24 protein-coding genes and 1 pseudogene are annotated in these 26,224 nt (G+C 32.1%); 2 read left to right on the top strand and 23 right to left on the bottom strand.

The window, feature by feature from the left end:
- From IEV84_RS16280 to IEV84_RS16185, 20 genes and pseudogenes are all read right to left on the bottom strand, one after another.
- Window positions 1-333: pseudogene (locus IEV84_RS16280) on the bottom strand (MBOAT family O-acyltransferase); the annotation flags it as partial.
- A 53-nt stretch (window positions 334-386) separates the two neighbouring features.
- A complete protein-coding gene (locus IEV84_RS16275) occupies window positions 387-1,781 on the bottom strand; it encodes a glycosyltransferase family protein (RefSeq protein WP_188495844.1) in 1,395 nt (464 codons plus the stop codon).
- Between the two features lie 277 nt (window positions 1,782-2,058).
- Entirely contained in the window at window positions 2,059-2,934 is an 876-nt protein-coding gene (locus IEV84_RS16270; RefSeq protein ID WP_188495843.1) for an N-acetylneuraminate synthase family protein, read from the bottom strand.
- A 325-nt stretch (window positions 2,935-3,259) separates the two neighbouring features.
- Window positions 3,260-3,667: an endonuclease domain-containing protein gene (locus tag IEV84_RS16265; RefSeq protein WP_188495841.1), complete on the bottom strand. Its 408-nt coding sequence runs from the start codon at window positions 3,665-3,667 to the stop codon at window positions 3,260-3,262.
- Between the two features lie 197 nt (window positions 3,668-3,864).
- The gene (locus IEV84_RS16260) at window positions 3,865-5,022 is read right to left on the bottom strand and encodes an acylneuraminate cytidylyltransferase (protein ID WP_188495839.1); all 1,158 of its coding nucleotides are present in this window, start codon (window positions 5,020-5,022) and stop codon (window positions 3,865-3,867) included.
- 58 nt (window positions 5,023-5,080) lie between these two features.
- Window positions 5,081-5,998, bottom strand: a complete 918-nt coding sequence (locus tag IEV84_RS16255) for a hypothetical protein (RefSeq protein ID WP_188495837.1) — start codon at window positions 5,996-5,998, stop codon at window positions 5,081-5,083.
- Between the two features lie 2 nt (window positions 5,999-6,000).
- Window positions 6,001-7,437, bottom strand: a complete 1,437-nt coding sequence (locus tag IEV84_RS16250; protein ID WP_188495835.1) for an MBOAT family O-acyltransferase — start codon at window positions 7,435-7,437, stop codon at window positions 6,001-6,003.
- A gap of 1 nt (window position 7,438) precedes the next feature.
- Window positions 7,439-8,314 (bottom strand): glycosyltransferase family 2 protein, encoded by an 876-nt coding sequence (locus tag IEV84_RS16245; RefSeq protein ID WP_188495833.1) that lies wholly within the window; start codon window positions 8,312-8,314, stop codon window positions 7,439-7,441.
- Entirely contained in the window at window positions 8,314-9,453 is a 1,140-nt protein-coding gene (locus IEV84_RS16240) for a glycosyltransferase family 4 protein (protein WP_188495831.1), read from the bottom strand. Before IEV84_RS16240 ends, IEV84_RS16245 begins: the two co-directional genes overlap by 1 nt.
- A gap of 4 nt (window positions 9,454-9,457) precedes the next feature.
- Entirely contained in the window at window positions 9,458-10,633 is a 1,176-nt protein-coding gene (locus IEV84_RS16235) for a glycosyltransferase family 4 protein (RefSeq protein ID WP_188495829.1), read from the bottom strand.
- Window positions 10,630-11,412 (bottom strand): glycosyltransferase, encoded by a 783-nt coding sequence (locus IEV84_RS16230; protein ID WP_188495827.1) that lies wholly within the window; start codon window positions 11,410-11,412, stop codon window positions 10,630-10,632. Before IEV84_RS16230 ends, IEV84_RS16235 begins: the two co-directional genes overlap by 4 nt.
- 4 nt (window positions 11,413-11,416) lie before the next feature.
- Window positions 11,417-12,358 (bottom strand): glycosyltransferase family 2 protein, encoded by a 942-nt coding sequence (locus IEV84_RS16225; RefSeq protein ID WP_188495825.1) that lies wholly within the window; start codon window positions 12,356-12,358, stop codon window positions 11,417-11,419.
- Between the two features lie 42 nt (window positions 12,359-12,400).
- On the bottom strand, window positions 12,401-13,387 hold the full coding sequence (locus tag IEV84_RS16220; RefSeq protein WP_188495823.1) for a glycosyltransferase family A protein: 987 nt from the start codon (window positions 13,385-13,387) through the stop codon (window positions 12,401-12,403).
- Between the two features lie 2 nt (window positions 13,388-13,389).
- Entirely contained in the window at window positions 13,390-14,292 is a 903-nt protein-coding gene (locus IEV84_RS16215) for a glycosyltransferase family 2 protein (RefSeq protein WP_188495821.1), read from the bottom strand.
- A 190-nt stretch (window positions 14,293-14,482) separates the two neighbouring features.
- The gene (locus tag IEV84_RS16210; protein WP_188495819.1) at window positions 14,483-15,148 is read right to left on the bottom strand and encodes a hypothetical protein; all 666 of its coding nucleotides are present in this window, start codon (window positions 15,146-15,148) and stop codon (window positions 14,483-14,485) included.
- 75 nt (window positions 15,149-15,223) lie between these two features.
- Window positions 15,224-16,120, bottom strand: coding sequence for a glycosyltransferase family 2 protein (locus IEV84_RS16205; protein WP_188495818.1), 897 nt, complete (start codon window positions 16,118-16,120; stop codon window positions 15,224-15,226).
- Window positions 16,121-17,206, bottom strand: coding sequence for a glycosyltransferase WbsX family protein (locus IEV84_RS16200; protein ID WP_229732722.1), 1,086 nt, complete (start codon window positions 17,204-17,206; stop codon window positions 16,121-16,123).
- Window positions 17,194-18,072, bottom strand: coding sequence for a class I SAM-dependent methyltransferase (locus IEV84_RS16195; protein WP_188495816.1), 879 nt, complete (start codon window positions 18,070-18,072; stop codon window positions 17,194-17,196). The genes IEV84_RS16200 and IEV84_RS16195 overlap by 13 nt, the downstream gene beginning before the upstream one ends.
- Before the next feature lie 9 nt (window positions 18,073-18,081).
- Complete coding sequence (locus IEV84_RS16190) at window positions 18,082-19,377, bottom strand: ABC transporter ATP-binding protein (protein ID WP_188495814.1); 1,296 nt, start codon at window positions 19,375-19,377, stop codon at window positions 18,082-18,084.
- Window positions 19,378-19,570: 193 nt separating this feature from the next.
- Window positions 19,571-20,443: an ABC transporter permease gene (locus IEV84_RS16185; protein WP_188495812.1), complete on the bottom strand. Its 873-nt coding sequence runs from the start codon at window positions 20,441-20,443 to the stop codon at window positions 19,571-19,573.
- A gap of 519 nt (window positions 20,444-20,962) precedes the next feature.
- Between IEV84_RS16185 and IEV84_RS16180 the strand changes: the two genes are divergently transcribed.
- Both IEV84_RS16180 and meaB read left to right on the top strand, forming a co-directional pair.
- On the top strand, window positions 20,963-21,700 hold the full coding sequence (locus IEV84_RS16180) for a tyrosine-protein phosphatase (RefSeq protein WP_188495810.1): 738 nt from the start codon (window positions 20,963-20,965) through the stop codon (window positions 21,698-21,700).
- Between the two features lie 387 nt (window positions 21,701-22,087).
- Window positions 22,088-23,155, top strand: a complete 1,068-nt coding sequence (gene meaB / locus IEV84_RS16175; protein WP_229732721.1) for a methylmalonyl Co-A mutase-associated GTPase MeaB — start codon at window positions 22,088-22,090, stop codon at window positions 23,153-23,155.
- A 25-nt stretch (window positions 23,156-23,180) separates the two neighbouring features.
- On the opposite strand, the gene IEV84_RS16170 is transcribed toward meaB, so the two are convergent.
- From IEV84_RS16170 to IEV84_RS16160, 3 genes are all read right to left on the bottom strand, one after another.
- Complete coding sequence (locus IEV84_RS16170) at window positions 23,181-23,918, bottom strand: hypothetical protein (RefSeq protein ID WP_188495808.1); 738 nt, start codon at window positions 23,916-23,918, stop codon at window positions 23,181-23,183.
- 145 nt (window positions 23,919-24,063) lie between these two features.
- Window positions 24,064-24,294, bottom strand: a complete 231-nt coding sequence (locus IEV84_RS16165; protein WP_128194236.1) for a DUF8828 family protein — start codon at window positions 24,292-24,294, stop codon at window positions 24,064-24,066.
- A 73-nt stretch (window positions 24,295-24,367) separates the two neighbouring features.
- Window positions 24,368-25,744: an MATE family efflux transporter gene (locus tag IEV84_RS16160; RefSeq protein WP_188495806.1), complete on the bottom strand. Its 1,377-nt coding sequence runs from the start codon at window positions 25,742-25,744 to the stop codon at window positions 24,368-24,370.
- Window positions 25,745-26,224: the final 480 nt, after the last annotated feature.

Genomic DNA, 26,224 nt, shown 5'->3' with positions numbered 1-26,224 from the left:
CACTCCATTCAGCAATTCAGCAAATGAAGCGGCAAAGAAATTATAATATTTGAACACTCCAAGAAAACCTAAATTGATTCCGATACTCAACCAAAACCAAAATTTTCTGCTGTTTTCTTTCTTACTTTTTTCAATTCGGATTCCCGTATAATAATCCAAAAAGGTTGAAAAAACCAATAAAAACAAGAATCGCCAATCCCAACAGGAATAGAAATAATAACTGGCAATGATTAATAACGTATTCTGTGTGGTTTTGTTTTTATTGAAAACAAACCAATACAGTACAAATACTATGGGTAAAAAAATCGCAAAGGCGAGGGAATTGAAGAACATTTTCCGGTTATGAGTTAGGGGCTATCTGTTGTGGGATATTTTAAATTGCTGTTTTAATTGAAAATCGTATCAATAGCGTCCCATATTTTTTGAGAAGCCTCTGTTGGTGTTTCGCCGGCTACTATTGCGTACCATTTTTTCCCTACGGGAACATTGGATAAATTACCTTTTAGTATGGCTGCAATTTGGTTTTCTAAGTTCTTTTTATCGGTACAAAAAACAGCCGCTTCCGGACTTGGCATAGATCTAAAATGAACATAGTTGTAATTTTGTCCAATATCCCGAATGCCTTTTTTCAATTGGGGTTGCTCGTAATTGTAATAAATACAGGGCTTGTTGTGTGCTACAAAATCAAATACCGTTGACGAACAAACATTAGTCACTAACTCCGAATGCGCACAGACATTATGCAGCAACTTCAAATCGGCTTTGGTAGGAAAAACTTCGTTCCACTGTTTACCGATTGCTTTCCACAAAGGATTGATAACAGCAATTATATCTTTATTGGTATTAATTACGGCTTCGTATCTTGAAGTGGTGTCAACAGGGCATTTTCTGTATATAATTCCCAGATTTTCTCCTTTTTCATTTAAAGCACGAACGGCATTGGCTAAATCTTCCAGATAATACTGATCTAAAGGTGAAGTCGTTTCGTCATCACCCGAAAAACAAATGTATTTTTTTGCTGCATCTAAATCGTACTGCTTAAAAAAATCTTCTCTGGTTTCTAAAAGTGATTCATCGTAATGCGGTTCAAACTGAGGTGTTCCGGTAACAAACAATTGGTTTTCTTTAATAAAAGGATAGTATTGCAACATTTCTTTTTTCATCAAATCACTCCACACACAGTAATAATCGGTTTCGACCAGCTGCATGGCTTTAGGTACATTGTCCCAGGAATAGACAAATGTGAGCGTAGGAATTCCTAAATCCTGAGCTGCCAGCAAAGCGCCTATCGATTGTGTAGCTCTTTGAGTCGTACAAAAAACCAAATCAGGTTGAATTTGCTGTAATTGAGCTTTGCAATCCTTATATTTCTCGGTGGAACGTTCCAAAGCATTGATTCGTTTTCGAATGCGAAGAATTCCTTTTTCAGAAGAATTGAAACCAATAAGCAATCTTATAAAAAAACTCATCAAAGTATTTTTCATTCCCTTGTAATTAAAAGGAAACTTATAAGTTTGATAGACCTCATCTTTGAACTTTTTTGTAGCTACATTGAGTTCGATATGTTTTCTGATTCGACAATACAAAGGAGTTAAAGGATGAATCTTTTTTGTCTTGATTTTTATTTCTTCATAACCTAATTCTTCCTGTAAAGGAAACGCAGTATTGTTCCAGTAAATAATTTGGTTCCCTCGTTGCTCTCCCATTTCCTTAAACTGGGTAAAAGCAAAATTGCGCAATCCGACACCATCGGGAAAAAAAACAAGGATTTTTTTGTTCATTATTCAGATTTCTTTTGTCGATTTTTCTTTATTCCTAAAGCATTCCGACAATCATTTTTTGATGATGCAAACCTAGTGTTTTTTTGTTTATTCTCTTTATGTGATTTCTTCCTCTGGTTGAAAATGACACACAAGATGATGAATTTGTTATTCTGACGAAGGAGGAATCACATCACGTAGAAGGATTTTTCTGCACTTTGTGGATTATCTTTATGTGGTTTCTCCCTCTGGTCGAAATGACACACAATAATGATGAATTTGTTATTCATAATACATTTTACCCTTTCTTATTCTTCAACTTCTCTCTTTGTACTTGTTCAATAGGTAAAATATCGGTTGCCTTAAAAGTCAAAGCCTGATAAACCGCATTCAAATCACGGCTTAATTTTCGCAATCCCATGGGTTCTAAAGAAGCGGCATGATCGGTTCCTTTCCAGGTTCGATCCAGGGTGTAATGCCTTTCAATAATAGGTGCGCCTAAGGTATAAGCCGCAACATCCACAGCTATTCCCAAATGATGTCCGGAGAAACCGATGTGTTTTACTTTGTCGGCATATTTTTGTTGTAACAAATTAATATCCAACAAGCAAACATCTTCAAAAGGAACCGGATAACCCGAGGTACAGTTGTACAACACCAAATCCTGATTCCGCCCTTTTTCTATGAAAAAATTAACCAAATCTTCGGTTTCGTTTTTGGTGGTCATTCCGGTAGAAATGTGAATTTCGCCCTGATAATTCTCGCATAACCAAGTCAACATGGTGAAATTATTATTGCAAGCCGAAGGGATTTTAATAAAATCAGGATGCAAAGAAGCGATTTCTTTGGCCGAAGTGCTATCCCAAACCGAGCTAGAGTAGGTAATCCCTATGGATTCGCAGTACTGTTTTAATTCAGCATGCTGGTGAACATCAAATTCTAAATACTCCCGATGTGCCCCATAAGTTTCTCCATAAGAATTGGAACTATTGGGATGTGGGGCATTGTATTGCTCTTCGGTTAATAATTCTTTATTGTTTCTTTTCTGAAATTTTACGGCATCGGCATTGCAAAATATTTTAGCAATTTTGATGAGTTCTTTAGCGATTTCGATTTCTCCTTTGTGATTGCATCCAATTTCGGCAATTACATAAGGTTTTTTATAGTGGTTCATTTTTATTTTTTTATGAAACTAATTATCTTTTTATTTTTTTAACACACCCCTAGCACCTATAACTCCCTTTACTTTTTTTTATGGAGTCGTTGAATCTTCGATTTCAAGAGGGGAATAAGATTGTGCAAATTATTATGTTTTTGTTTTTATGATTTTTTTACCCCCTTTTTTAAACAATCTATGCAGACACACCCCTAGCCCCTCTCCAGAGGGGAATTTAATCGTGCAAATTATTAAATTATCGTTTTATATAGATTATCTAAAATATTTATAATCAAAAATCATCATTTGGTTTTAAAACTATACAGTCATTGTAATACGGGGACTAACTCCCCTCTGGAGAGGGGTTGGGGGTGTGTTTTTCAAATTCTTCAATAAAAAACTCAATTGCCCGGATTACATTCTCCATATCTTTTAAAACTTCATTATCACTAAATCTCAAAACAGCAATTCCAAACTCATTCATCTTCTTTTCTTTCACAACATCTTTATTATAAACTTCTAAAAACTCATGCGAATAACCATCAACTTCAATTCCTAACATTAATTCGTGACAAAAGAAATCTAAAATGTAATTATCAATTGGTTTCTGCCGATGAAAATCATAACCATACATTTGTTTCCCTTTTAATTTCAACCAAAGAATTATCTCGGCTTTGGTCGAGTTATTGCGAAGCTCTTTGGCTAATTCTTTCAATTTGGGATTATATGGGATGATTTTTCGCCTGGTCATAATAACTAAGAATTTAATAAAAAATATACTTTCAATTAACACACCCCTAACCCCTCTCAAAGAGGGAATCCGATTGTGCAAATTATTATGTTTTATTAAAAAATGAACTCTTTTCTTTAAACAAACTATGCTAACACACCCCTAACCCCTCTCCAGAGGGGAATTCGATTGTGCTAAATGAGAACTTCTATATTAAATCAATACCGTTCATTATATTTCATAATCCACTCACAGGCTTCTCTGATGGCTCCTTCTGCAGAAGGTTTTGTGAGAACATAATCAGCATTTTGTTTGACAATTTCTGTGGCATTCGATGGTGCAAAAGACCAACCTACAGCACATATATTAGCCAAATCATTGACATCATCACCAATGTAAGCTAAAGCATTGAAACTTGTATTTTTTTCTTTAACGAAATGCTGTAAAAAAGCATATTTGTCTTTAACCCCTAGAAAAGTATTTTCAATTTGGAGTTTTTTCATTCTTTGAGCGACCAAAGGAGAATTTTCGGAAGTCATTACCACTACTTCTAGCTGATTTTGTCTAAGAATCTCCAAGCCCATGCCATCACGCATATCAAAGGCTTTAGCCAACTCGCCTTCAGCGGAAAAAAAAACCTGTCCATTGGTAAACACACCATCCACATCCAAAACAAGATAACCAATACGTTGGTGTTTTTTCGACTTTTTAAGGCGACTTGCCAGCAATTCTTCTGCTATTTTCCAATCGGTCATCGAATCGATTTCGATTAATGTATTTTCAGGCATTTGCTGCAAACCAATTTTTCCACTAACCCGATTTTTAGAACTTACAAAAGCCGTTTTGGTAGTGGCATACACCGCTCCGTTTTCTATTAATAAGCCCTCAAAATCCTGCCGTCTTGGACGATTATAAACATCATAATTTTGAGGTGTTCCATCTGCATTCCAGCTAAAACGATGGGTATTGACAACTGTTAGTGCGGAATCGTATTTTTCGGTTTCAATTTTGGATAAAACAGCATTAATGTCGGCTGTTGTGGTCAATGGTGAAGTAGCCTGCAACAAACACAGCACATCAAAATCATAGTTGATTTGCCCGGCAAATTCTACCATAGCACTTTCAGTAGAAGCAGTATCGGTGGCATTATCGTCTGAACGTAGCAGTGCTTTTACTTTTGAAGTCCAATAGTATTCTTTATGGATAAAATCGATGATTTCGGGATCATCGGTAAACACTACTATTTCATCCAAATCAGAAAAAACAGCTTCGGTCAGCACCCACGAAAACAAAGGGCGACCCAAAATTTTCTTCTTGTTCTTTCCCTGTATTCCTTTAGAATCTTTGCGAAGTGGAATTATGGCTGTTTTTTTCATTTCCTTACTTTTATTTATAGAACTTAAAACAAAAATAACATTTTGACTCTAACTTCAGTTAGTGATTTGGATTATTCAGTTGGATTTCTGTTTTTAATCTCTTAATGATTTCATTTGTATATAAAATGGCTCCTTTTTTATTCAAATGCGACGCATCATAAAAATATTTTGATTCCTCGAACTCATTAGAGTTTTCATAATAAAACTTAGTAGCTTCATTTACTATCAAGCCTTTTACTCTATGTACAAATTCTTTATTTTTATAAGCAAAATTGGGTGGAACAAGAAGATATAGTTTTATATTTTCTACTTGGCAAATATGCTGAAACTCTTTGAAAGCCGATATTAATTCTGGCAACTCCGATTTTATGTTATAATGAACTAATGAATATTTTTTTTTATCCAAATCAGCTGCTGTAAAATCTAAAAGCACAGTCCCTGCTGCTGTCCAATTATCGTATTTTGTTTTTTCTTTTCGACTAAGAAATTGCTCTTTTCCCAATCGTGCACAATACCATCCGAAAGCAAATGGAGAAAAATCATTTCTAGCAATCAACTCATTGGTAATTTCTTGGTATTTTACTAAGCTGTACAATTTATCGTATCGAAATTGCAAGGTTTTTTCAGGAAGAAACGTTTTATAATCATCTAATGTTAGTACGACTATTTTAGGTTTTTTATTGTGTTTCAATGCTTTTTTCAAAAGAAACAGCTGAAAATCAATATTACAACCTCTATACCCCAAATTGAAAGTAGTCATTTTTAAACTATCCTGAATAGCATCTGAATACAGATTATGTTGCGCTCGAGAAGATCCGAATATCAAAATTTTTTTATTCATTTTTCCTTCTAAAATCCATTCGAGGCGTTTGTCTAATTCTCGTTCTGGTAAGGACTGAAGTTTCCAATAAAACAACTTATCCACTAAGAAAAAAAGTAGTAGAAACACTAGTGTGGTTTGTATAAATTGCTTCATCTCTAAAATTGAAAGTAAATAAATTGTTGTTCTTCTTTTCCAAAAATAAAAAGTAATACTAAAATTAACATTACAAATGACCACCGAAAGAACCGATTTCCCACTTTTCTAAAATGATCCAGAGCAAAATGTCCTTTGCGTCCTAACCATTCTACCAACAAAAAGCCAACAATCAAAATGATTAAAAATGTAGGACGTACTTCTGGAACGCTAAACAATGATTTTTTGAAAATTCCTTTAATATATAGAACTGCAGAAGTAATAGAATTAGCTCTGAAAAAAATCCAGGCAAAAACTGTTAAAACAAAAGTAATCCCCATCTGAATGCTTTCTTTCCAAGTAGGAAGGTACCGATGCTTAGCTACTATTTCTAAATTTACTCTATTTTTTTTGGTTAATAACAAGGGTAAAAAATATATAGCATTCAAAAATCCCCAAATTAGAAAAGTCCAATTGGCTCCATGCCAAAATCCGCTAAGTAAAAACACTATAAATGTATTGCGAATCTGCATCCAGCGACCTCCTTTACTACCTCCTAAGGGAATGTAAACATAATCTTTGAACCAAGAAGAAAGTGAAATGTGCCAACGCCGCCAAAACTCAGCTATATCTCTGGAAAAATAAGGGAAAGCAAAATTTTTAAGTAACTCGATTCCGAATAATCTGGAAACGCCCAAAGCAATATCAGAATAACCTGAAAAATCACCATAAATTTGAAAAGTAAAGAACAGCGCTCCCATAACCAAGGCGCTTCCGGAATACTGACTGGAATTAGCAAATAACTCATTAACATAATGAGCACAATTGTCTGCAATGACAATTTTCTTAAATAATCCCCATACAATTTGGTACAAACCCGAAACAGCCTGATCGTAATTAAAATTTCTTCTCCTTTTTATTTGAGGCAATAAATGAGTCGCTCGCTCAATAGGCCCGGCTACTAATAAAGGAAAATACGATACAAAAACGGCATAATCTACAAAGTTTTTCTCTGATGGAATTCGTTTTTTATACACATCAATCACATAAGACAACCCATGAAAAGTATAAAAAGAAATTCCAATTGGCAGGATAATATTCAATGTAAAAACATCAACTGTAAATCCTATTTTCAAAAGAAGGTTTTGAAAAGAAAGGACAAAAAAATCAAAATATTTAAAACCTCCCAGAAAGGATAAATTGATCCCAATGCTACTATAAAACCAAATTTTTCGATACTTATCAGTTACCGTTTTAGCAATTTGCAAACCTAAAAAATAATCCAATGCTGTTGAAAACACTAATAATAACAAGAAACGCCAATCCCAACAGGAATAGAAAAAATAACTAGCGAGCAGCAATAAAGCATTCTGATTTTTAAGTGATTTTTGACAAACAAACCAATACAACAAAAAAAATAGCGGTACAAAAAGGGCAAAAGAAAAAGAGTTAAACAGCATACTAATAGGTGATTCCTTTTAAGGTTCGTAATTTTTGTTCGGCAACTTTACTCATTTTTTTTCTTCGTTGTAGTATAGAAGGCAGTACAGCTATCATATTACCCAAGGCATAAGCATACAAGCTAAAATAGCGACGGTCGCTGAGAGCATATTTTTTAAAATTATGAAATAACAATTTTGCAATTTTCCAAAATGGTCTTCTCGAATAAATAACATACAATCTAAAACTGTTTTGAAGTTGTCTTTGAAAACGAAAATAATTTTTCCCCTGTAATTTCCTTTTTTCAACATCAATTCGGTGATTCACCGCTACCTGATTAGAAAATAAAATATCATAACCCAAATTCATGACTTCGAGAGAGACACACGATTCTTCACCATAAATATCCATCCAGATTGGAAATCCGTTGGTTTCATCATATACCTTTTTACGAATCGCAAAACCGGAACCTATAAATTCAATAGTTAAAAATTCTTCTTTTTCAATAACTGTTAATTGATTTTTAGGATTATCAAACAAACCTTTTATTTCCAAAAATGCTAAAATCCCTAAATTTTCATTGCTTTTAAAATAACTTTGAATAGTTTCAACTGGTTTTTCAGAAATCAAATGGGCATCATCATCAAGACCAATAAAAATTTCACCAACGGCTTTAGCGTACAAAAAATTACGTGCCGGAGAAGCTGAAATACTGTCTTTACCCACATACCATTTTACCCAAGGAAACTGAACTTGAATGGATTCTGTTGCCTCACAACCATCAATATAAACCAAGACTTCATGACGTTCGGAATCAAAAATAGACTGCAATTGTTTTAAGCTCCATTGCAATTCATCAGGTCTGTTTTTAGTGACGATAAGAAATGATATTTCCATTAGTTCAATTTGACTCTTTCGTATAAATTTAGAATTGCTTGCTGCAATTGCGCTCTATTATAATTTTCCTGAACATATTGCACATTATATTCCTGAGCTTTGACTCTCATTTCCTGATTTTCAATAGCCATTCGAATAAGATTTGCAATAGCCTCAATATCATTAGGATTTTCAATTAAAAATCCATTTACTCCATGGGTAATCACCTCTTCTGTTACTTTTCCGGGATTAGACTGAATAGGAAACACTCCCATTCCCATGGCTTCTAACAAAGAATTTGGCATGCCATCTGAAATACTGTTTCCAATATAAAGCGAACATCTTCCTAATTTCTGTAATAATAATTTATTTGGCATAAAAGAATTCCTTGAAATAATTTCTACTTTTTTAGTCTTAAAATAAAGCGATTTTTTCAGATAATCCTTTACAATTTCATCCGCACTAAAAATTAAAAAATCAATAGTATCATTTAATTGCATTGATTCGATTGCCTCTAAAACTAACAACGCTTTCCCAAAACCATCTTCATAACCTTTTATACAAATAATTTTTCTGCTATGAATTAATTGAATATATTCAGATTCTATCTCAATTCCTCCATTGCCAGGAAAGACACCCAAAAATTCATTGGAATAACCCAGTTGTTTTATAATATTATAATCTCTTTTACAATCAGATATAAAGAAATCAACTCGATTTAAAAACTGTTCAACCACTTCTTTTTTAAGTCCTAATTTTTCAAAATAAAACATATCACTTCCCCAAGAGGAATACACTAAAGGAATATTATTTTGCCTCATTGTAGATAAAATAGGCAAGCCTGCCAACTTCATTTCAAAACAATGCACTAAATCCGGTTGAATTTTACTAATAATATCTTCAAAAACATTTTCTACTTTTCTTGTCCTAATTCTTTCTAATAAAGTATAGATTTTAGGAAACTTATTTTTTAGTCTATGACGAAAAGGATAATCCCATTTTAATTTCCATCCATTAAATTGTTTTACCCAATTTATCTTCTCAACAAATCCGGCTCCATCGGTGATATCAAACCAATACACTTCATAACCACTTTCTTTCAATTGATTGGTCCATTGAAAAAAATGATGATTAGGTATGGCAACTAAAAGGATTTTCATAATTTCAGTTTAACAATTCTTGATATGATTTATTAAATTGCTCTATATCAAAGTTATTTTGCGCATATTCAAAAGCATTTTTAGACATTCTATCCCTAACATAGCCTTCTCTAACTAACATTTTTATAATTTTAACAAATTGTGTTGCTAGATGAAACTCGTCACTAGAGTTTTCAATTAAAATCCCATTAGTATTATTTTGTAGATGTTCTGATATCCCTCCAACATCAGTAGCTATAGGAATTACACCATAACTCATAGCTTCCATAATAACCATTGGGAACCCCTCATAAACTGAAGGCAAAAGCAACAAATCTATTTTTCTATACAATTCTATAATTTGATTTTCTTCAAATAAATCACCAAGATATTTAACACCATTTTCCTGTATTACTTCATAATTAGAAACTATACCTGAACCAGCCATAACAAACTCTATTTCTGGAAATTCTATTTGTATCATGTTTGCAATACTTAAAAACACTTCAGGTCTTTTTTCTTCAGACCAGCGCCCTACAAAACCAATAACCATATTTTTATTGGTTTTATTATCTAAAATTTCAGGAACCATAACTGCATTTTCAATAACTTCAATTCTTTTTATCAATTCTTGATTAATATTATTTTTATTATAATATGATATTATATCCCTTTTAGTTTTTTGTGAAATAACAATCCTTTTATTTATCCTAATTGCTGAATCAATTAATTGCTTTTCTCTAGAGTCATTTTGAGAAAATGAATGATATAAATCTATAATCTTTAAATCAGGATTTAAATAAGAAAGAAGATTATAAAAATAAGGTGAATTACTTGAAAAAATAGTTTGAATTGTATTACTCTGATTAATTGTGCTATATAATAAACATTTTAATTTTTGATTAATCCAATCATTTTTTTTATTTACAATACTATTGATTTCTATAACTGTTGCATTTGCTTTAAATTTCTTTAAAAAATTTGTAGTTGCAGATCCTTGAGTAAAAATCACAATACATTTTTTAACTTGTAAAGCGGCTACAATCTGAGAATGCACTTTTTCTGCACCACCAGTATGGTAAAACGGAAAGAAAAAAACAATCTCTGCATTTTTAATTTTTCTTTTCTTAAAAAAATAAAGCAGTAATAAAAAATAATACCCTCTAAAAAAATTAAAGATTGATTTTACATTTTTTTTCATTTAATACTTTTTAGAAAATTGAGGTATATTCTTTTAAAATAATATAAATTAATGTCCCTTTTTAAAAATATTTTTTTAAACATCATTCTAAACGCCAAAAAATATTTCTTATTTCTTAAATAATAAAACTCATCATATTCAACCCATGAAGCATTCCATAAATGAATAGCATAAGTTGATTTTTGAATATAATCTTTATAATTTTTTATATCTTTCTTTTCAATATTTGGCAAAGGATAAAAATAAGACGGAGGATAAATAACTAAATTATTTTTTTCAATTATTTTATCAAACAATGAAACTCCATAAATTTTTTCATAAGTATTAGTTAATAATTTAGGAATTACCATTTCATTAAAATTAATTTTACTATCATTATTAATCAAGTTATAGTTAGCTAAGCATCCTTTGATAAACGGCTGATTTTTTATAGCTCCTATTATACCCCCACTAACAATTTTAGTTTCTTCAGCCCCTAAAAAACAGTTACAACTCAATAATTCATTTAAAGATTTCAAAATCATCATATCAGTATCTAAATAAATACCTCCATGCTCATAAAGAATTTTTAGCCTAATAAAATCAGCAACAAACGCCCATTTTTTTTGTGAGTATGATTCTTTAACAAATGGATGAGATAAATCTGTATTTTTCTCATTCCATTCTATAATTTCATAATCAGGCAAATGTTCCTTCCATGAAGCTATACATTTTTTAACCAATTTTGGTTTTGACTTACCTCCATACCAACAATAATGTATAATTTTAGGTATTTGCACTTTCCTATTTTATTAAAATATAACCTTTTTTAAACACTTTATAAATTGCAAAACCTAAAGTACTTTTAACAATTTTACTTATTTTTCTATTTTGAAATTGTAATTTTATCAAATTGAAATAAAAATAGAAACTCCCACTTTTATTCGTTAACAAAACATCTCTTAAAATCACTCTATACCGACTCAACATAAAACGATTAATACTTTTATTTAAAATTTTACTGTTTTTAAATAACACATAATGTTTATTCCTTGCCATACATTCTGACTTTAATTCTTCAATATTTATAAAATTAACTTGCTTGGATAAAGAAAAAGAATGTGACCTGTATAGGAAAACAACTTCATTAAGAAAAATAATATTTGGTTTTTTATAGAGTGCTCTCAAATTAAAATCCCAGTCATCTAAATAGCTCAGCTTCTCATCAAAACTTAATCTCTGTTCGATTAAAAATTTTTTTTTCCATAACGGTCCAGAAACATAGAAAGTAACTTTACCTATAAAGTAATCTTGTACTAAATTAGTACTTTCAATACTATTTCTAAACAAAGTAATTTTTGATTCTGAATCAAAAAAATCTGCTTTTCCTATAACAACATCGACATCATCTCTAAAACAATTAACTCTCTTTTCAAGAGCATTTTTTAATAATAAATCATCACTATCAAGCCAACAAATCAGTTCTCCATTACTTTTTTCAAAACCGTAATTTCTACAAGAGCAAGGTCCTTTTGCAATATCTTTAGGCCTTTTATAATATTTAAATCGATGGTCTTTAATCAAATACTGATTGATAATATCCTCCGAATTATCCTCCGAACCATCATCAACTATAATACATTCCCAGTTCATATAAGTTTGTTCCAAAACCGAATCAAGAGTTTCTCCAATAAAATGGGCTCGATTGTAAGTTGGAATAATTATGGTAATTAAAGTATTTACCACAGCATTAACATCTCGTATTCAACTTTCATAAACTAATCTAAATTAAAAATTAATTGGTCTTTTAATTTTAAAAAAATGTTTAATTATTTTTTTCTTTATTCTAAAACCTAAATCATTTTTTTCTTGATATTGTAATTCAGGTTTTAGAATTAAAGGAGTTATTTCATTATCAATTTTTGTTTTATTCATGTCATTCATCCAATCTTCTACTTTATTTCCCATATGGAAAGCATAAAAGTGATACGTAGATAGACGTAAACCTCCGCTAGAATCTATAGCATAGTCAATATATTTCTCTTCTGACTGATTACCAACTTTAATAAAAGAAGGCGCTTTGGGAGAATTATTAAATAAAACATCTCTGCGAACGGTTAAAACTTGGTGATCACTACCTAATATTGCTTTATCATTATTGCAAAATACAACTGGCCAGGGCTTTGAATCATCATTTTCTCCATCTCCCCAGTTTATACTTTTTAAAAACATATTGTATCCTTCAAAGTTTTCTGGTATGGGCTCAAAATTCAGGTTCAATTTCCCTTTCAAAATAGCTAATCGTGTAGAATAAGTATAATAATTAATATTCCATCTTATAGGAATAGGAGAAACAGAAGCTACATTTTCAAAACTATTAAAAACCTTAATAGTTTCTTTGACCCAATTTGCTTTAAACAAAATATCACAATCCGTTAATGTGACAATAGGTTCCCTTGTAGCTCTTGCTGCCCCAATAAGTGCATCTATTTTTCCAATATTCTCTTGTAATAATTGCACTGCATCTATTTTTTTTTTCAAGAATAAATCAAATAAATATTCTTGAACTTCTTTGCATGAACCATTGTCAACTATTGTCAACCTTGAGGTTGGAGGTATTGTCGTAATCAATGAATTAATTGAAATTTTAACAACTTCAAACATAGAAGCATAATACCCTGTAAATTCCGGGATAAAAACAACCATTACAATACGATGGTTAGTTTTCATTTCAATTTTAAAATCTTTCTTTTGGGGATTACTTCCTAGCCTCATTCTTAAATTTTTATTCGATTCTTTATCGTGTAATATATTATTTGTTTGACAAATAATATATTTTCTTTATTATTGTTTTTTAAAAAATATAATTTTAAAATTTTAAAAAAAAACAAATACTGTTTCTTGTTATTAATATAACATTTATTCAGCATGTAATATAATTCATTTAATTCCATTTCTGAAAAATGACTGTATTTATTTTTTACTAAATAGTAATAAAATTCAAAATTAGCCTGTATCTTTTGATCTTTATTCCAAGTGCTTCCCGAAATGCTTAATTCTGACAAACGAACATAAACAATTGAATTATTTATTGTATAAATCGTATCAAAATTAGAGAACTCTAAAACCGCCAAAAAATCGGAATACCATGCTAGAGGAAAATCTTTAAATCCTATTTCTAAAACCTGTGATTTTCTAAAAACATATTCGCTTAAAGAACTTCTGGTTTTATCAAATAAAAACTGAACCGCTCTTTCAATTTTAGGGTGTTCATAAATTTTTGAAGTTAGTGTCCCTACTTCGTCCATTTTTTGAGAAGCAAAACGTATTACATGAATCCCCCTTTGTTCAACTTCTTTTATATTATTATAAAATTGTTCCACCACAGTTGCTCCCAAAACATCATCGTCTCCCAGAATCATCATCCACTGTTCATCAGAACAGAGAGCGATACAACGTTGCCATTGCATTGTCAAAGAACTCTTTCCTAGATTGTTCTCAAATCTATAATATTCAAATTCGAAATTTCCTCTATAATTTTCCAATAAAACACTGCAGTTTTCCAAACTTGCATCATCACCTACATACACCTTGAATCTTTTATCTGTTTGATTAGCTAAAGAATCTAATGTTTCCTTAAAAAAAGTAATTTTATAATATGGAATGATTATCGCCAGCATTTATTAAAAATTTTATTTTTCAAAGCTTCGATTTGTACCTTTATTGAAATAGGGATTAGAGTTTGTTTATATAAAGAAGAATATCCATGAATAAACTCATCTACTGAATTAGCTTTAATATAAAACAACTTATTCCATAAATGTGGAAGAAGAGGATGAAAATTTTTTATTTCATTATAATTTTCTGCATTTATTTTTTCCAAAACTGAATGTAATCTTTAGTATTAAAATCATCACGATGCCCCCAATTTTCAACTTTTATTTTTATATCTCTTTCTCCCCGAGCCCATGATTGATGAATTACTGAAATATTAGAATAAAAATTCTTTATATGTATATTTCTTCTGGAATGAGTGTTAAAATTTTGATTAGTAATAAAAGGAAAACGCTCATCGTTATCTATAAATACGTAACCATTTTCGACTTCTTTAAATAATGTAACTAATTTACCTGTAAAACACAACGGAGTAAATTTTGGAAAAAGCGTTAAATACCAATACTTCTTTAAATATTTAGAAACTACTTCAAAATCATAAACATACTCATCAACATCCAATTGAATTTTCCAACCTCTACCTAATTTCTTTAAAACTAAGTTTCTTTCCCTAATCTCACAATCCATTGGAGTCAATGAGGAAATATAAAAATTATCAAAATAAAATTCAATAATATTTTTAGTATCGAAAGCTTTGATCTCATCAAAAAAACTATCTGGAATTATAAATGAATTACCACTCCATGTCTTATAATCTTTATCAATTGCCACAACAATTTTATCTACATAAGAGTATAATTGCCTGACAGAAGTCATCAACATATTATAATCATACGAAACCAAATAGCCTACTTTTATCATTTAGCAATTTTTAATCTTTTATAAACTTGATATTGGATATAAGTCGAGTAGTAATAGAAACTCAAGAATTTAATTTCATCGATATGCAATTAAAATTCTTCTGCACAATTTAGCAAAAGGAATAATACTAAAATTTCTAAAATAATGTGATATCAAAAACAACCATTCTTCTCTATATAATTTTCTGGACTGTTTAATCAAAATCTCATATTTCATCAATATTTCTAATCTTTCTTTTTTTGAAAAAATCTGGGAATACTTTTTTAAAATATTTTTATAAAACGCTAAAGAAGCACTATATTTTGAATCCAAATTATCATTCCTTCCTGATATACTCAAATTCGAAAAACCTATTTGCATTTGAGCTTCATTGATTGAATAAATCTGTTTATCTTGAGAAAACTCAATCCAAGCCATATCATCACTATGCCAGGCCAAAGGATAATCACAAAACTTACATTTTAAATATGAACTCTTGGAAAACACATATTCAGATAACGAACTTCTTGTCTTCTCTTTTAATTTTCGCTGAAAAAATTCTGATGAGCTTTCCCAAACTGGATGTGTAAAAACCTCCGATATTTTACCCAAACTATAATCAATTAATTTGCTAGAAAAACGAACTACGTTAACATTACTGTAAAAAACAGGATACTGTTTATAAAACTCCTCCACTACATTATCACCCAACACATCATCATCACCTAAAATCATTAACCATTCTTCATCATATGACAGAGTAATACAACGCTCCCAGTGTTGAGTTAAGGATACTCCTCCTAAATTTGTCTCAAATCGATGGTAAATAAAATCAAACTTTCCTTTATAATTCCCCAATATATCTATTGGATTTTCCGGACTGGCATCGTCACCAATATACACTTTAAATCGTTTATCAGTTTGACTAGCTAATGATTGTAAAGTAGCCTCAAAAAAAGTGAGCTTATAATATGGGATTACTATGGCTAGCATTTATTGCAATACTTTTTTTGTAATTTCCAAATAAGCTTTATCCCATTTTTGACAAGGCTCCAAATGATTTCCTTCAGCCCATTCATTCCAGGCATTAATAAATAAAAAACTCTCAGGAACATCTGTCCAGGGATAGTTTTCCTTAATAAACTTTAACCATTTTGCGTATTTCTCCGGTGTAGAATCATGTAATATGAATGGAGTATTTTTTCTTCTTGCCGAATTATCCCACATAGGTGTTATTCCAGGATAAATTTTTTCTTCAAATCCGCGTGCCATTTGTTTTGAAGCAAATTCATAATAATCAAGATAATCGTTTTGACTAGGCACTTTAATTTTTAATTTCTCCTTTATTCTTCTAAGAGTATTTTCAAGAAAAGTTCTTGGAAAGGGTATTCCAGCGGGCACATTAATAAAATCAGGCTGAAACTCAAAAGCAAAATCAAACCCTCTTGTTTCTGGATCATACTGGTGTTCAAAATTTCGAGAAAATCCTATATATAAATCGGGAAAACCCGCATTTTTAACCTCTTCTCTCCAAATTTTAATTGTTTCCCTGATATCTGGAAAAAACTTAGGCCTATAAATCACAAAAACAGGCTTACCATTTACTTTAATATATCTTTCATCTTTAAAAAATGACATCAAAAATTGAATATGTGCTTGATCATCTTCTTTAGAATAATGTTGTTCCAGTAAAACATCTTGCTCCCCACCATCCCAAACACGTGTCCAATTTTCATTGGCCCAGCACATCATAAAAGGCAAATCTTCTTTTACACTTTGCATCTTTAAATCCAATGGTTCATATAATAATCGTTTTCCATTAAACCAATAATGGTAATAACAAAAGCCATGAATCCCATAAGTTTTAGCCATGGCTTCCTGAGCTAATCTTGCTTCCTCTAAACGTAAATCATAATATCCCAAATCAGCTGGCAAATGTGGCTGATAATGCCCTTTAAATCTTGGTTTGGCTTTTTTAGTGTTTGTCCACTCTGTAAAACCTTTACCCCACCAAGTATCGTTTTCAGGTATAGGATGAAATTGTGGCAGATATATAGCTATGGGTTTTATTTTTTCCAAAATTTAATACAATAGTTTATTTTTTTAACAATATTATTACCTATTTTAAAAGATTCTGAATCTACAATTTCATTATATTTTTTTTCACATTTAAATTTATACTCATTCATTTCCTTTTTGATAACATTCACTCCATTAAAAAAAGAAAAACCTATTTCAGAAAAATCATTTCTATTGGAATTGGTACATATTGCTAAGTTAAAATAAGGTTTATTATAAAAACTATCTTCCACTAATTCATTCTTAATTTGCGAATAATTACCATCAAATAAATTAAATTTTGACATATTTTTTTTATCTACGAGATGGATTAAAGATCCTATTACAAATCTTTGACTAAATAATGTCACTTCTTTAAAATACTTTTTCAATAAAATTTCAAAATCACCTATTGATAATTCTTTTACATGAAATTTATTATTTGGATCTCTCTCATTATATATGCTTTTTTCAGGAGATGATAATAACAAAACTCCATCTTTTTTTAAGACTCTTACTATTTCTTGCATCATCAAATCATGTTTATCATGATGTTCTAAGGTCTCAAATGATACCACTATATCTACAGAATTATCATCCAGCGGTATAGCATCGGTTGAACCAACTAAAAAATTAATGTTTTCAGATTTTCCATATTTAGCTTTTGCATAATTGATTGAATTTTCATCAATATCCACTCCATATACCTTATTTGCTGTTTTACTTAATAAAAAACTCCCATATCCTTCTCCTGAGGCTATATCTAAAACAATTTTATCTATCGTTATCTTTTGTGCTAATGCATATCTGTGTAAATGCTCGATAACACCATGAGCTACTTCAAGACTAGTTGTTAAGCGTTCTCCCGTAAACTCTAAATCATCCATACTCTAATTTTATAAAAAAGAAATATTATCCCATTTTAAAATGGGTCTTATTACTCCAGGAATTTTAGCTTTATAATCATTTCTTCTAGTTGTATTCTCTGCATAGTCATCAATAATATTAAAAGAAAATTTATGAATATCATGAAAATGCACTCTAAAACCACCTTTATAAGACATAGCTGCAATACCACAAAAATGATATCCTTCGGCTAAAAAATTATTTGGAAACCAAACAATAGTTTCATAAATTCCAATTGTATAATTTATTTTTTCATTTTTTTGATGAGAACTTAATATATGAATATCTTCACTATTGTAGAGATTTATACCTAAAGCTAAATCATCTGTCTCAATTAAAATCTCAAATTTTATTTTAATACCAACCTTTTCATTAATAAAATAATCTGATCTATTTTTAAATTTACAATCAATAGATTCTGTTTCTAATAATTTTACTATTTCACTTGCAGGAGCATCTTCGTCATTATAACTTTTTCCTGAATTTAACTTACAACCTCTGTTTAAATATTCAGATATAGCCTCATCAATCCCACCCTCAAAAATTACTTTTCCATGCTCCAATACAATTCCTCTCGTACATAAACTCTTTACCGCCGCCATATTATGACTTACAAACAAAACAGTTCTTCCTTCGCCTTTCGAAATATCCTGCATTTTGCCAATAGCTTTTTTCTGGAATTCGGCATCACCTACAGCCAAAACCTCATCGACAATCAAAATTTCAGGCTCTAAAAATGCGGCTACTGCAAAAGCCAGGCGCACATACATTCCGCTACTATAACGTTTTACTGGAGTATCAATGTAACGCTCGCAGCCTGAAAATTCGATAATCTCATCGAGCTTAGACGCGATTTCTTTTTTGGTCATTCCTAAAATAGCACCATTCAGGAAAATATTTTCACGTCCGGTCATTTCGCCATTAAATCCTGTACCCACTTCCAGTAAAGAAGCCACACGACCTCCAAATTTAACGCTCCCTGTAGTAGGCGAAGTCACTCTTGATAAAATCTTTAAAAGGGTGGATTTCCCCGCTCCGTTTTTCCCAATAATACCTACTACTTCTCCTTTGGCTATTTCAAAATTAATATCTTGTAAAGCCCATACATAGTCGCTTTCTCCCTTTACAGTACGGTCATTAGCTTCTCCAATCTTTAAATAAGGATCTTCCTTACCCCGGATAGTATGCCACCAACGGTTCAGATCATGGATCAAAGTACCTGTACCTACAAGCCCCAGACGGTATTGTTTGGAAATATTTTCGGCTTTTAAAATTATATCTTTCATTTTTTTGGGGATATTGTCGATTGTGGAATGTATCAAATTTCTTTTTCTTGCCCCTCCCTAAAGGGTGAAAAAAGAAATTTTGGACGTTCATTTATCCTGTATGTTTTAATTTTCGGCTCCCTTTAGGGTCGGGGAAAAACGAAAATATACATACTTCTAACTTCTTACTACTCACTATTTACTATTCACTAAATCAAACCGTATCTATAAAACTCTTTTCTGTCCTGTTAAACAATAAAACGCCTATAATAAATATACAAAAAGTTAAAATCAATGTATAAAGCATTCCTCCCACTGGAAATTCTCCTATTCCTAAGAGCATATACCTAGCCGTTTCAATAATATAAGCTACCGGATTGTATTGTATAATCCAGGCATAATGTGGCATTTTAGAGTGTATCAAACTCATGGGATAAAACACTCCTGATACATACATTAACAATTGCATTCCAAACCCTATTAAATAATTCAAATCCCGGTATTTAGTGACCATCGAAGAAATAATCATCCCTAATCCTAATCCTAAAACACCCATAACTGCAATAACAAAAGGAAGCCAAATCGTGTATTCATTAAAGGTTATCAAAGCACCTTTGAAATAAAAATAGAGAAAAAAAGCAAAAAAAATGACTAGCTGAATACCAAACCGAACCAAATTAGAAATTACAGTAGTCAAAGGAGCTATAATTCGAGGGAAATAAACTTTGCCAAAGATACCCGCATTAGCAGCAAAGGTATTTGATGTGCCGGTAAGACAGGATGCAAAATAATTCCAAACAGTAATACTCGCTAAATTAAACAGAAATGGAGGAACTGCACCAGTGCTGATACCCGCCAAATTATTAAAAACAATGGTAAAGGTAACAGAAGTAAACAAAGGCTGGATTAAATACCAAAGCGGTCCTAAAACGGTTTGCTTATAAACGGTAACAACATCTCTCTTTACAAAAAGAAACAACAAATCCCGATATTGCCAAACTTCTTTAAAATTAAGCGAAAAGAATTTATTCTTGGGTGTTATCTCAAACAACCAATCCTTATCATTTATATCTCTTTGCCTCATCATTTAACTAAAATCTATAACTGTCAAACGTAAATATACAATCCAATTTTCAGTCAAAACAAAAATAACCGATTACTAACACAAAAACGGGGTAAAAAAACTGTTTTAAGCGAAAATTCTTGTTTGTTGGGGTTGTGGGAGGTCAGTTGTGGTTATGTGTTGTGAGTTGAATTTCTTTTCTTGCCCCTGCCCTTAAAGGAATGAAAAAAAACTGACGTTATTAGTACTTCTTTTTCCTTCCCCATCCCTAAAGGGTGGAAAAAAGAAGTGGAACATTTTTATTTTTTTCAAGTTTTTTTAGTTCATTCAATTTTCGGTTCTCTTAGGCTAGGGAAAAACGAAAATTGATGGACTGAAGGGGAAAAGAAATTAAGACATTGATTGTTAATCATAAGGTTCTAATTTTCGGCTCCCTTTAGGGTTGGGGAAAACCGAAAATTATCCACTCCTAACTTCCCTCTTCTAACTTCCTCTTCCCTCTTCTAACTACTAACTCCCAACTTCTTTCCCTATCTTTGCAGCATGTTTACATTATTCAAATCCAAACCGATTTTAAAGGATCTTATTCCCAACAATCATATTGATATTCACTCGCATCTGTTGCCCGGTATTGATGATGGGGCCAAAAGCTTTGAAGACACTTTAAGACTCACACAATCGCTTCAAAATTTTGGCATAAGCCAATTCATTACCACACCGCATATCATTCAGCATGTTTGGGATAATACCCGCGAACAAATTATTACTACTAAAAACAATACGGTGGAAGCACTTGCTAAAAACAACATCACTATCCCTTTTCAGGCAGCTGCGGAATATTTAATGGACGACCAATTTGTAAAATTGTTGCAATCGAATGATTTATTGACTTTAAAGGATAATTATGTGTTGGTAGAGATATCGTATATCAATGCGCCTATCCAACTTTATTCTATTCTTTTTGATTTGAGAGTAGCAGGTTACATTCCTGTTCTTGCCCATCCGGAAAGGTATTTGTTTTACCATAAAAACTTTTCGGAATACGAGAAACTTAAAAAAGCGGGCTGTTTATTCCAACTGAACTTACTGGCTGTTGTGGGCTATTATGGAGAAAAAATTGCTAAAATTGCTGACACATTATTACAAAAAGGCATGTACGATTTTGTGGGTTCTGATGTGCATCACAGCAAGCATATTGCTGCTTTTAACGATAAAGTAAAACTAAAAGATGTAGCACCGCTAAAGGAAATTATTGGAAACAATCAGTTTTTTAAGGTTTAAAAAACTTTGTGATTAGTTTTTCACCACAATCCCGATAGCTATCGGGACACAAATTATTTTTATAATCTTTGGCTTGAAAATTCTTAGTAAACTTTGCGAAAATCTTTCAAATCTTTGCGGTCAAAAAACAAAACTTAATAAGCTAAATTTCTTAATGGTTTAAAAAAAACTTTGCTGTTAACTTTTTTTTACCATATAAGTCATATAAGTTTCTTTTACTTAGCTAAACTTAATAAAGCTTTATAAAAGTTCATATAAATTAACAGCTGAAATATCTTTGCGAAAATCTTGCAAATCTTTGCGGTTAAAAAAGAAAAAAATATTGTAATTGATATAGCTTCTCATTTTCCATCAAATATATTATTTTTACAGAAAGCATGCTGTATTTTGAAAAAAGCTAACCCCAATCAAGACCGTCCTGAAATTTTCAATACCGCAGTGTTGAAAAAAATTCAACAGGCCCGAATGGCACAACCCACTGCCGGGGAACTTCTTTCGGGTATTTTGTCCGGAGATATTAATGCGCTGAGCAAAGCCATTACGTTAATCGAAAGCAGCAATCCCAAGCATTTTGAAAAAGCAAATACCCTGATTCATTCTTGTCTGCCACATGCCAATCAGTCGGTTCGAATAGGAATTACGGGGATTCCCGGAGTAGGAAAAAGCAGTTTTATTGAAGCTTTTGGCAAACATTTGAGTGGTTTGGGCAAAAAAATAGCCGTTTTAACTATCGACCCCAGCAGTACAATTTCGCATGGAAGTATTTTGGGAGATAAAACGCGAATGGAAGAATTAGCCAAAGATCCTAATGCTTATGTGCGTCCTTCGGCATCGGGAGAAACTCTGGGCGGAGTAGCCCGCAAAACCAGAGAAACTATTGTACTTTGTGAAGCTGCCGGCTTTGACACCATTATTATTGAAACGGTAGGTGTTGGACAAAGTGAAACTGCTGTTCACAGTATGGTTGATTTCTTTTTACTGTTAAACGTTAGCGGAACCGGCGATGAACTGCAAGGCATTAAGCGAGGCATTATGGAAATGGCAGACGCTATTGTAATTAATAAAGCCGATGGAGATAACATTCCAAAAGCAACATTGGCAAGAACCCAATTCGCTCATGCGCTGCATCTTTTTCCTTCCAAAAAATCAGGCTGGATTCCCACAGCGACCACTTGCAGTGCCAAAACAAACGAGGGAATTGCCGAAATAGAACAACTGATTTCAAAATACATTGAGCTAACAAAAAACAACGGTTTTTTTGACAGCAAAAGAGCTGAACAAAATGAATTTTGGCTGTTGGAAACCATTCATCATCAACTCCAGGAACATTTTTTTCATCATCCGGAGATTCAAAAGGAATTAGAAAAAACTAAAAAAGCGGTGCAAAATAATGAATATTCACCATTTGCCGCCGCCCAATTATTATTAAAAAAGTATTTTAAAAACAAACCTTAAATTTCATACGTCAAAGAACATCATTTTATCTAATATTACCCACCGAATTCTTAGCGGTATCGTGCTTGGTTTTCAATATTCCGTTTTCAACTGTAAAACCTATGCGAACCTGAGTTTTTAAAGTATCTTTTAATCCTGATGTAGATTTATGCGAAATTACAAATGCCAATTCAAATTCACCATCCTGTAACTCCATCACGGTATCAGTATCCTGATCTTCAATTGGAAATACTTTCTTTGCATTTTTAGCGTACGAAGCTGCTGCAGCTCCTCCTCCTGCTAAATTACCCACACTGGAAACAGCAGCCGAAATAATAGATCCACCAGGTAAAGCTCCCCCGAATAAAGATGCACCTTGCGATAGTGAACTACCCCCCGATTGCAATCCCTGATTCACTTTTTCTCCAAAATTAGTACGCTCACTTACTGTCAATTCATTAATGCTATTGTTTTTCACATTAACTGTATAGCCCGAATTTTGAGGAAATAAAATAACACAGCCATTTTCAGTTAGCCTAATATTTATTTTACCGGCAATTACCTTCTCTCCAAATGTTGCTCCTTGTGTCTGTTTAGGAACAGTAACATTCATCGAAATCCTATTTGGCATTCCGTTATTCAATGTATTGATTCCTTTTTGATTGGATCCAACAACAGCTTTTTCTACACTCACTTTAGCTCTATTTACGATAGTCTCTTGAGCATTTCCCATGCCATACCAACCTAAAGCCAAAACAACAGTTATTTTTTTAAAATTTTTCATTTTCGTATTTTTTTAAGTTTATTATATATCAATTACTATTTGATTTTGTTACCCTTATTTTTAAAATATTAGAAGAAAAAATGGCTGTAAAACGATTCAATTTAATCATTTTACAGCCACAAACTGTTATTAGAGAAACTTTTAATTATTCTTTCTCGTAACGCTCCATTTCCCTGTCATAAAAAGCATTGGCTTCTTCGATTAATCCTTCCATTTCGGCATTCAATTCGGCTTCGTCAAGATCTTCCGCTTCTTCCATAAATTCTACTTCATCATCTTTTAGATTTATAATAAATCTTGGGTAATCCAGGTGAATGATAAAAATATCATCCGGAAAATCGGTATTGTCTCCAAGTACAAATTTTGGTAATTCCATGTTGTAATTAATTTTGATTATTTTTTGAATCGCCTGAATTTTATTCGAAAAAACAAACTCCTCTTTCTTATTTTTAATGTTTTTCTATAATTAACCGTCTTGTTAATTTTATGAAGCGAATATACAAAAATAAAGCTGCTGTTGTGAGTCCTGCCAAAAGTCCAATCCAAATCCCAACGGCTTTCAGAGCGGTATAAAAACCTAAATAAACCGCCACCGGAAATCCGACAATCCAATAGGCCACAAAGGTAATATACATCGGGATTTTAACATCCTGCAAACCTCGTAATGCTCCCAGAACCGCCACCTGAATTCCATCTGAAATCTGAAAAACCGCCGCCACTAAAAGCAATTGAGCCGCGATGGCAATTACTTCGGCATTGGTTACAAAATCGGCTGCACTATTCCTGTCCACAAACAAAGCCGGCATTTGTTTATGAAATAACACAAAAAACAGCGCAAAGAAAATCTGCAATAAAACCACCAATAAAAAGATAGAAAAGGCAACAATTTTCATTTTCTTATAATCTCCCAAACCTTTTTGATTCCCTACCCTGATGGTCGCTGCCACGCCCAATCCCATGGCAAACATAAAGGTAAATGAGGCCAGACTCAACGCGATTTGGTTCGCCGCCTGATTAGCAATTCCCAAACGTCCGGAAAGCCAGACTGCACCGGTAAACAGGGCTACCTCAAAAAACATTTGCATCGAAGAAGGAGCGCCTAATCGGATAATTTTCAGATTGATTTCCCGCTGTATCTTTCGAAATGAAAAGCCATCAAAAAACGGATGGAATTTAGCGTTGTTTTTCATTTTATAGTGCATGTAAGCCAACATTACAAAACGAGAGACAATGGTGCCAACAGCCGCACCAACGATTCCCAACTTAGGAAAAACCCAAATTCCGTATATAAAAATGTAATTCAAGCCTACATTAACCCCGTTTCCTATAATTGTAGCCCACATGGAATATTTGGTTTCGCTCATTCCGTCGGCAAATTGTTTGTACCCCTGAAAAACAATTAATGGAATTAACGAAAATGCTACAATATCGAGATATGGCTTAGACAATTCGACCACATTTTCAGGCTGCCCCATAAAAACCAGTAACTGCTTGGCAAAAAGAACCAATACAAAAAGAAAAAAACCTAAAAAAGTGCATAAATACAAACCATGATGGAATACTGTTCTTCCTTTTTCTATATTCTGTTCGCCATCGGCTTCGGCTGCCAAAGGAGTAATAGCTGTAGAAAAACCAATTCCTAACGACATGGCTATAAACACAAAACTATTAGCCAAAGAAACTGCCGCCAATTCAGTAGGTCCTAATTTGCCCACCATAACATTATCGACAATTCCTACCAAAGTATGCCCTAGCATTCCTAGAATAATGGGATAAGCCAATTGTAGATTATAAGAGAACTCCTTAGTATAAGTAGCTAAAGTCATTTTATTTTTTTAAGCCGACAAAGGTAAGCAGAAGCAATGGATATCAAGCGTTGTATCTAATGCTATTTTTGGATATAAAAAGTCAGCAAATTCATTTCAAAATGAATATTGCTTTGAGTAGGAAGAGTGGTTTGAGAAGTACTAAAGCTGTAGTTTATTAATGGTAAAACTTTGATTTTTTTTTACCATATAAGCCATATAAGTTTTTTTCATTAGCCTAACCTTGACAAAGCTTTATAAAAGTGCATATCAGTAAACAGATGAGAAATCTTTGCGGATAATCTTTGCGGAAATCTCTCAAAACTTTGCGGTAGAAAAAAATAAAACTTAATAAGCTAAATTTCTTAATGGTTTAAAAAAACTTTGTGGTTACTCTTTTTTACCATATAAGCCATATAAGTTTTTTTCATTAGCCTAACCTTGACAAAGCTTTATAAAAGTGCATATCAGTAAACAGATGAGAAATCTTTGCGGATAATC

Origin of the sequence: Flavobacterium palustre (genome assembly GCF_014639535.1) — a bacterium.
Taxonomy (GTDB): domain Bacteria; phylum Bacteroidota; class Bacteroidia; order Flavobacteriales; family Flavobacteriaceae; genus Flavobacterium; species Flavobacterium palustre.
This window is presented reverse-complemented; position numbering and strand designations above follow the sequence as displayed.

Excerpts from the sequence above, each read along its gene's own strand:
- IEV84_RS16275 (WP_188495844.1), bottom strand. The coding sequence starts at position 1,781 with ATGAACAAAAAAATCCTTGTTTTTTTTCCCGATGGTGTCGGATTGCGC.
- IEV84_RS16270 (WP_188495843.1), bottom strand. The coding sequence starts at position 2,934 with ATGAACCACTATAAAAAACCTTATGTAATTGCCGAAATTGGATGCAAT.
- IEV84_RS16265 (WP_188495841.1), bottom strand. The coding sequence starts at position 3,667 with ATGACCAGGCGAAAAATCATCCCATATAATCCCAAATTGAAAGAATTA.
- IEV84_RS16260 (WP_188495839.1), bottom strand. The coding sequence starts at position 5,022 with ATGAAAAAAACAGCCATAATTCCACTTCGCAAAGATTCTAAAGGAATA.
- IEV84_RS16255 (WP_188495837.1), bottom strand. The coding sequence starts at position 5,998 with ATGAAGCAATTTATACAAACCACACTAGTGTTTCTACTACTTTTTTTC.
- IEV84_RS16250 (WP_188495835.1), bottom strand. The coding sequence starts at position 7,437 with ATGCTGTTTAACTCTTTTTCTTTTGCCCTTTTTGTACCGCTATTTTTT.
- IEV84_RS16245 (WP_188495833.1), bottom strand. The coding sequence starts at position 8,314 with ATGGAAATATCATTTCTTATCGTCACTAAAAACAGACCTGATGAATTG.
- IEV84_RS16240 (WP_188495831.1), bottom strand. The coding sequence starts at position 9,453 with ATGAAAATCCTTTTAGTTGCCATACCTAATCATCATTTTTTTCAATGG.
- IEV84_RS16235 (WP_188495829.1), bottom strand. The coding sequence starts at position 10,633 with ATGAAAAAAAATGTAAAATCAATCTTTAATTTTTTTAGAGGGTATTAT.
- IEV84_RS16220 (WP_188495823.1), bottom strand. The coding sequence starts at position 13,387 with ATGAGGCTAGGAAGTAATCCCCAAAAGAAAGATTTTAAAATTGAAATG.
- IEV84_RS16215 (WP_188495821.1), bottom strand. The coding sequence starts at position 14,292 with ATGCTGGCGATAATCATTCCATATTATAAAATTACTTTTTTTAAGGAA.
- IEV84_RS16210 (WP_188495819.1), bottom strand. The coding sequence starts at position 15,148 with ATGATAAAAGTAGGCTATTTGGTTTCGTATGATTATAATATGTTGATG.
- IEV84_RS16205 (WP_188495818.1), bottom strand. The coding sequence starts at position 16,120 with ATGCTAGCCATAGTAATCCCATATTATAAGCTCACTTTTTTTGAGGCT.
- IEV84_RS16195 (WP_188495816.1), bottom strand. The coding sequence starts at position 18,072 with ATGGATGATTTAGAGTTTACGGGAGAACGCTTAACAACTAGTCTTGAA.
- IEV84_RS16190 (WP_188495814.1), bottom strand. The coding sequence starts at position 19,377 with ATGAAAGATATAATTTTAAAAGCCGAAAATATTTCCAAACAATACCGT.
- IEV84_RS16185 (WP_188495812.1), bottom strand. The coding sequence starts at position 20,443 with ATGATGAGGCAAAGAGATATAAATGATAAGGATTGGTTGTTTGAGATA.
- IEV84_RS16180 (WP_188495810.1), top strand. The coding sequence starts at position 20,963 with ATGTTTACATTATTCAAATCCAAACCGATTTTAAAGGATCTTATTCCC.
- IEV84_RS16170 (WP_188495808.1), bottom strand. The coding sequence starts at position 23,918 with ATGAAAAATTTTAAAAAAATAACTGTTGTTTTGGCTTTAGGTTGGTAT.
- IEV84_RS16165 (WP_128194236.1), bottom strand. The coding sequence starts at position 24,294 with ATGGAATTACCAAAATTTGTACTTGGAGACAATACCGATTTTCCGGAT.
- IEV84_RS16160 (WP_188495806.1), bottom strand. The coding sequence starts at position 25,744 with ATGACTTTAGCTACTTATACTAAGGAGTTCTCTTATAATCTACAATTG.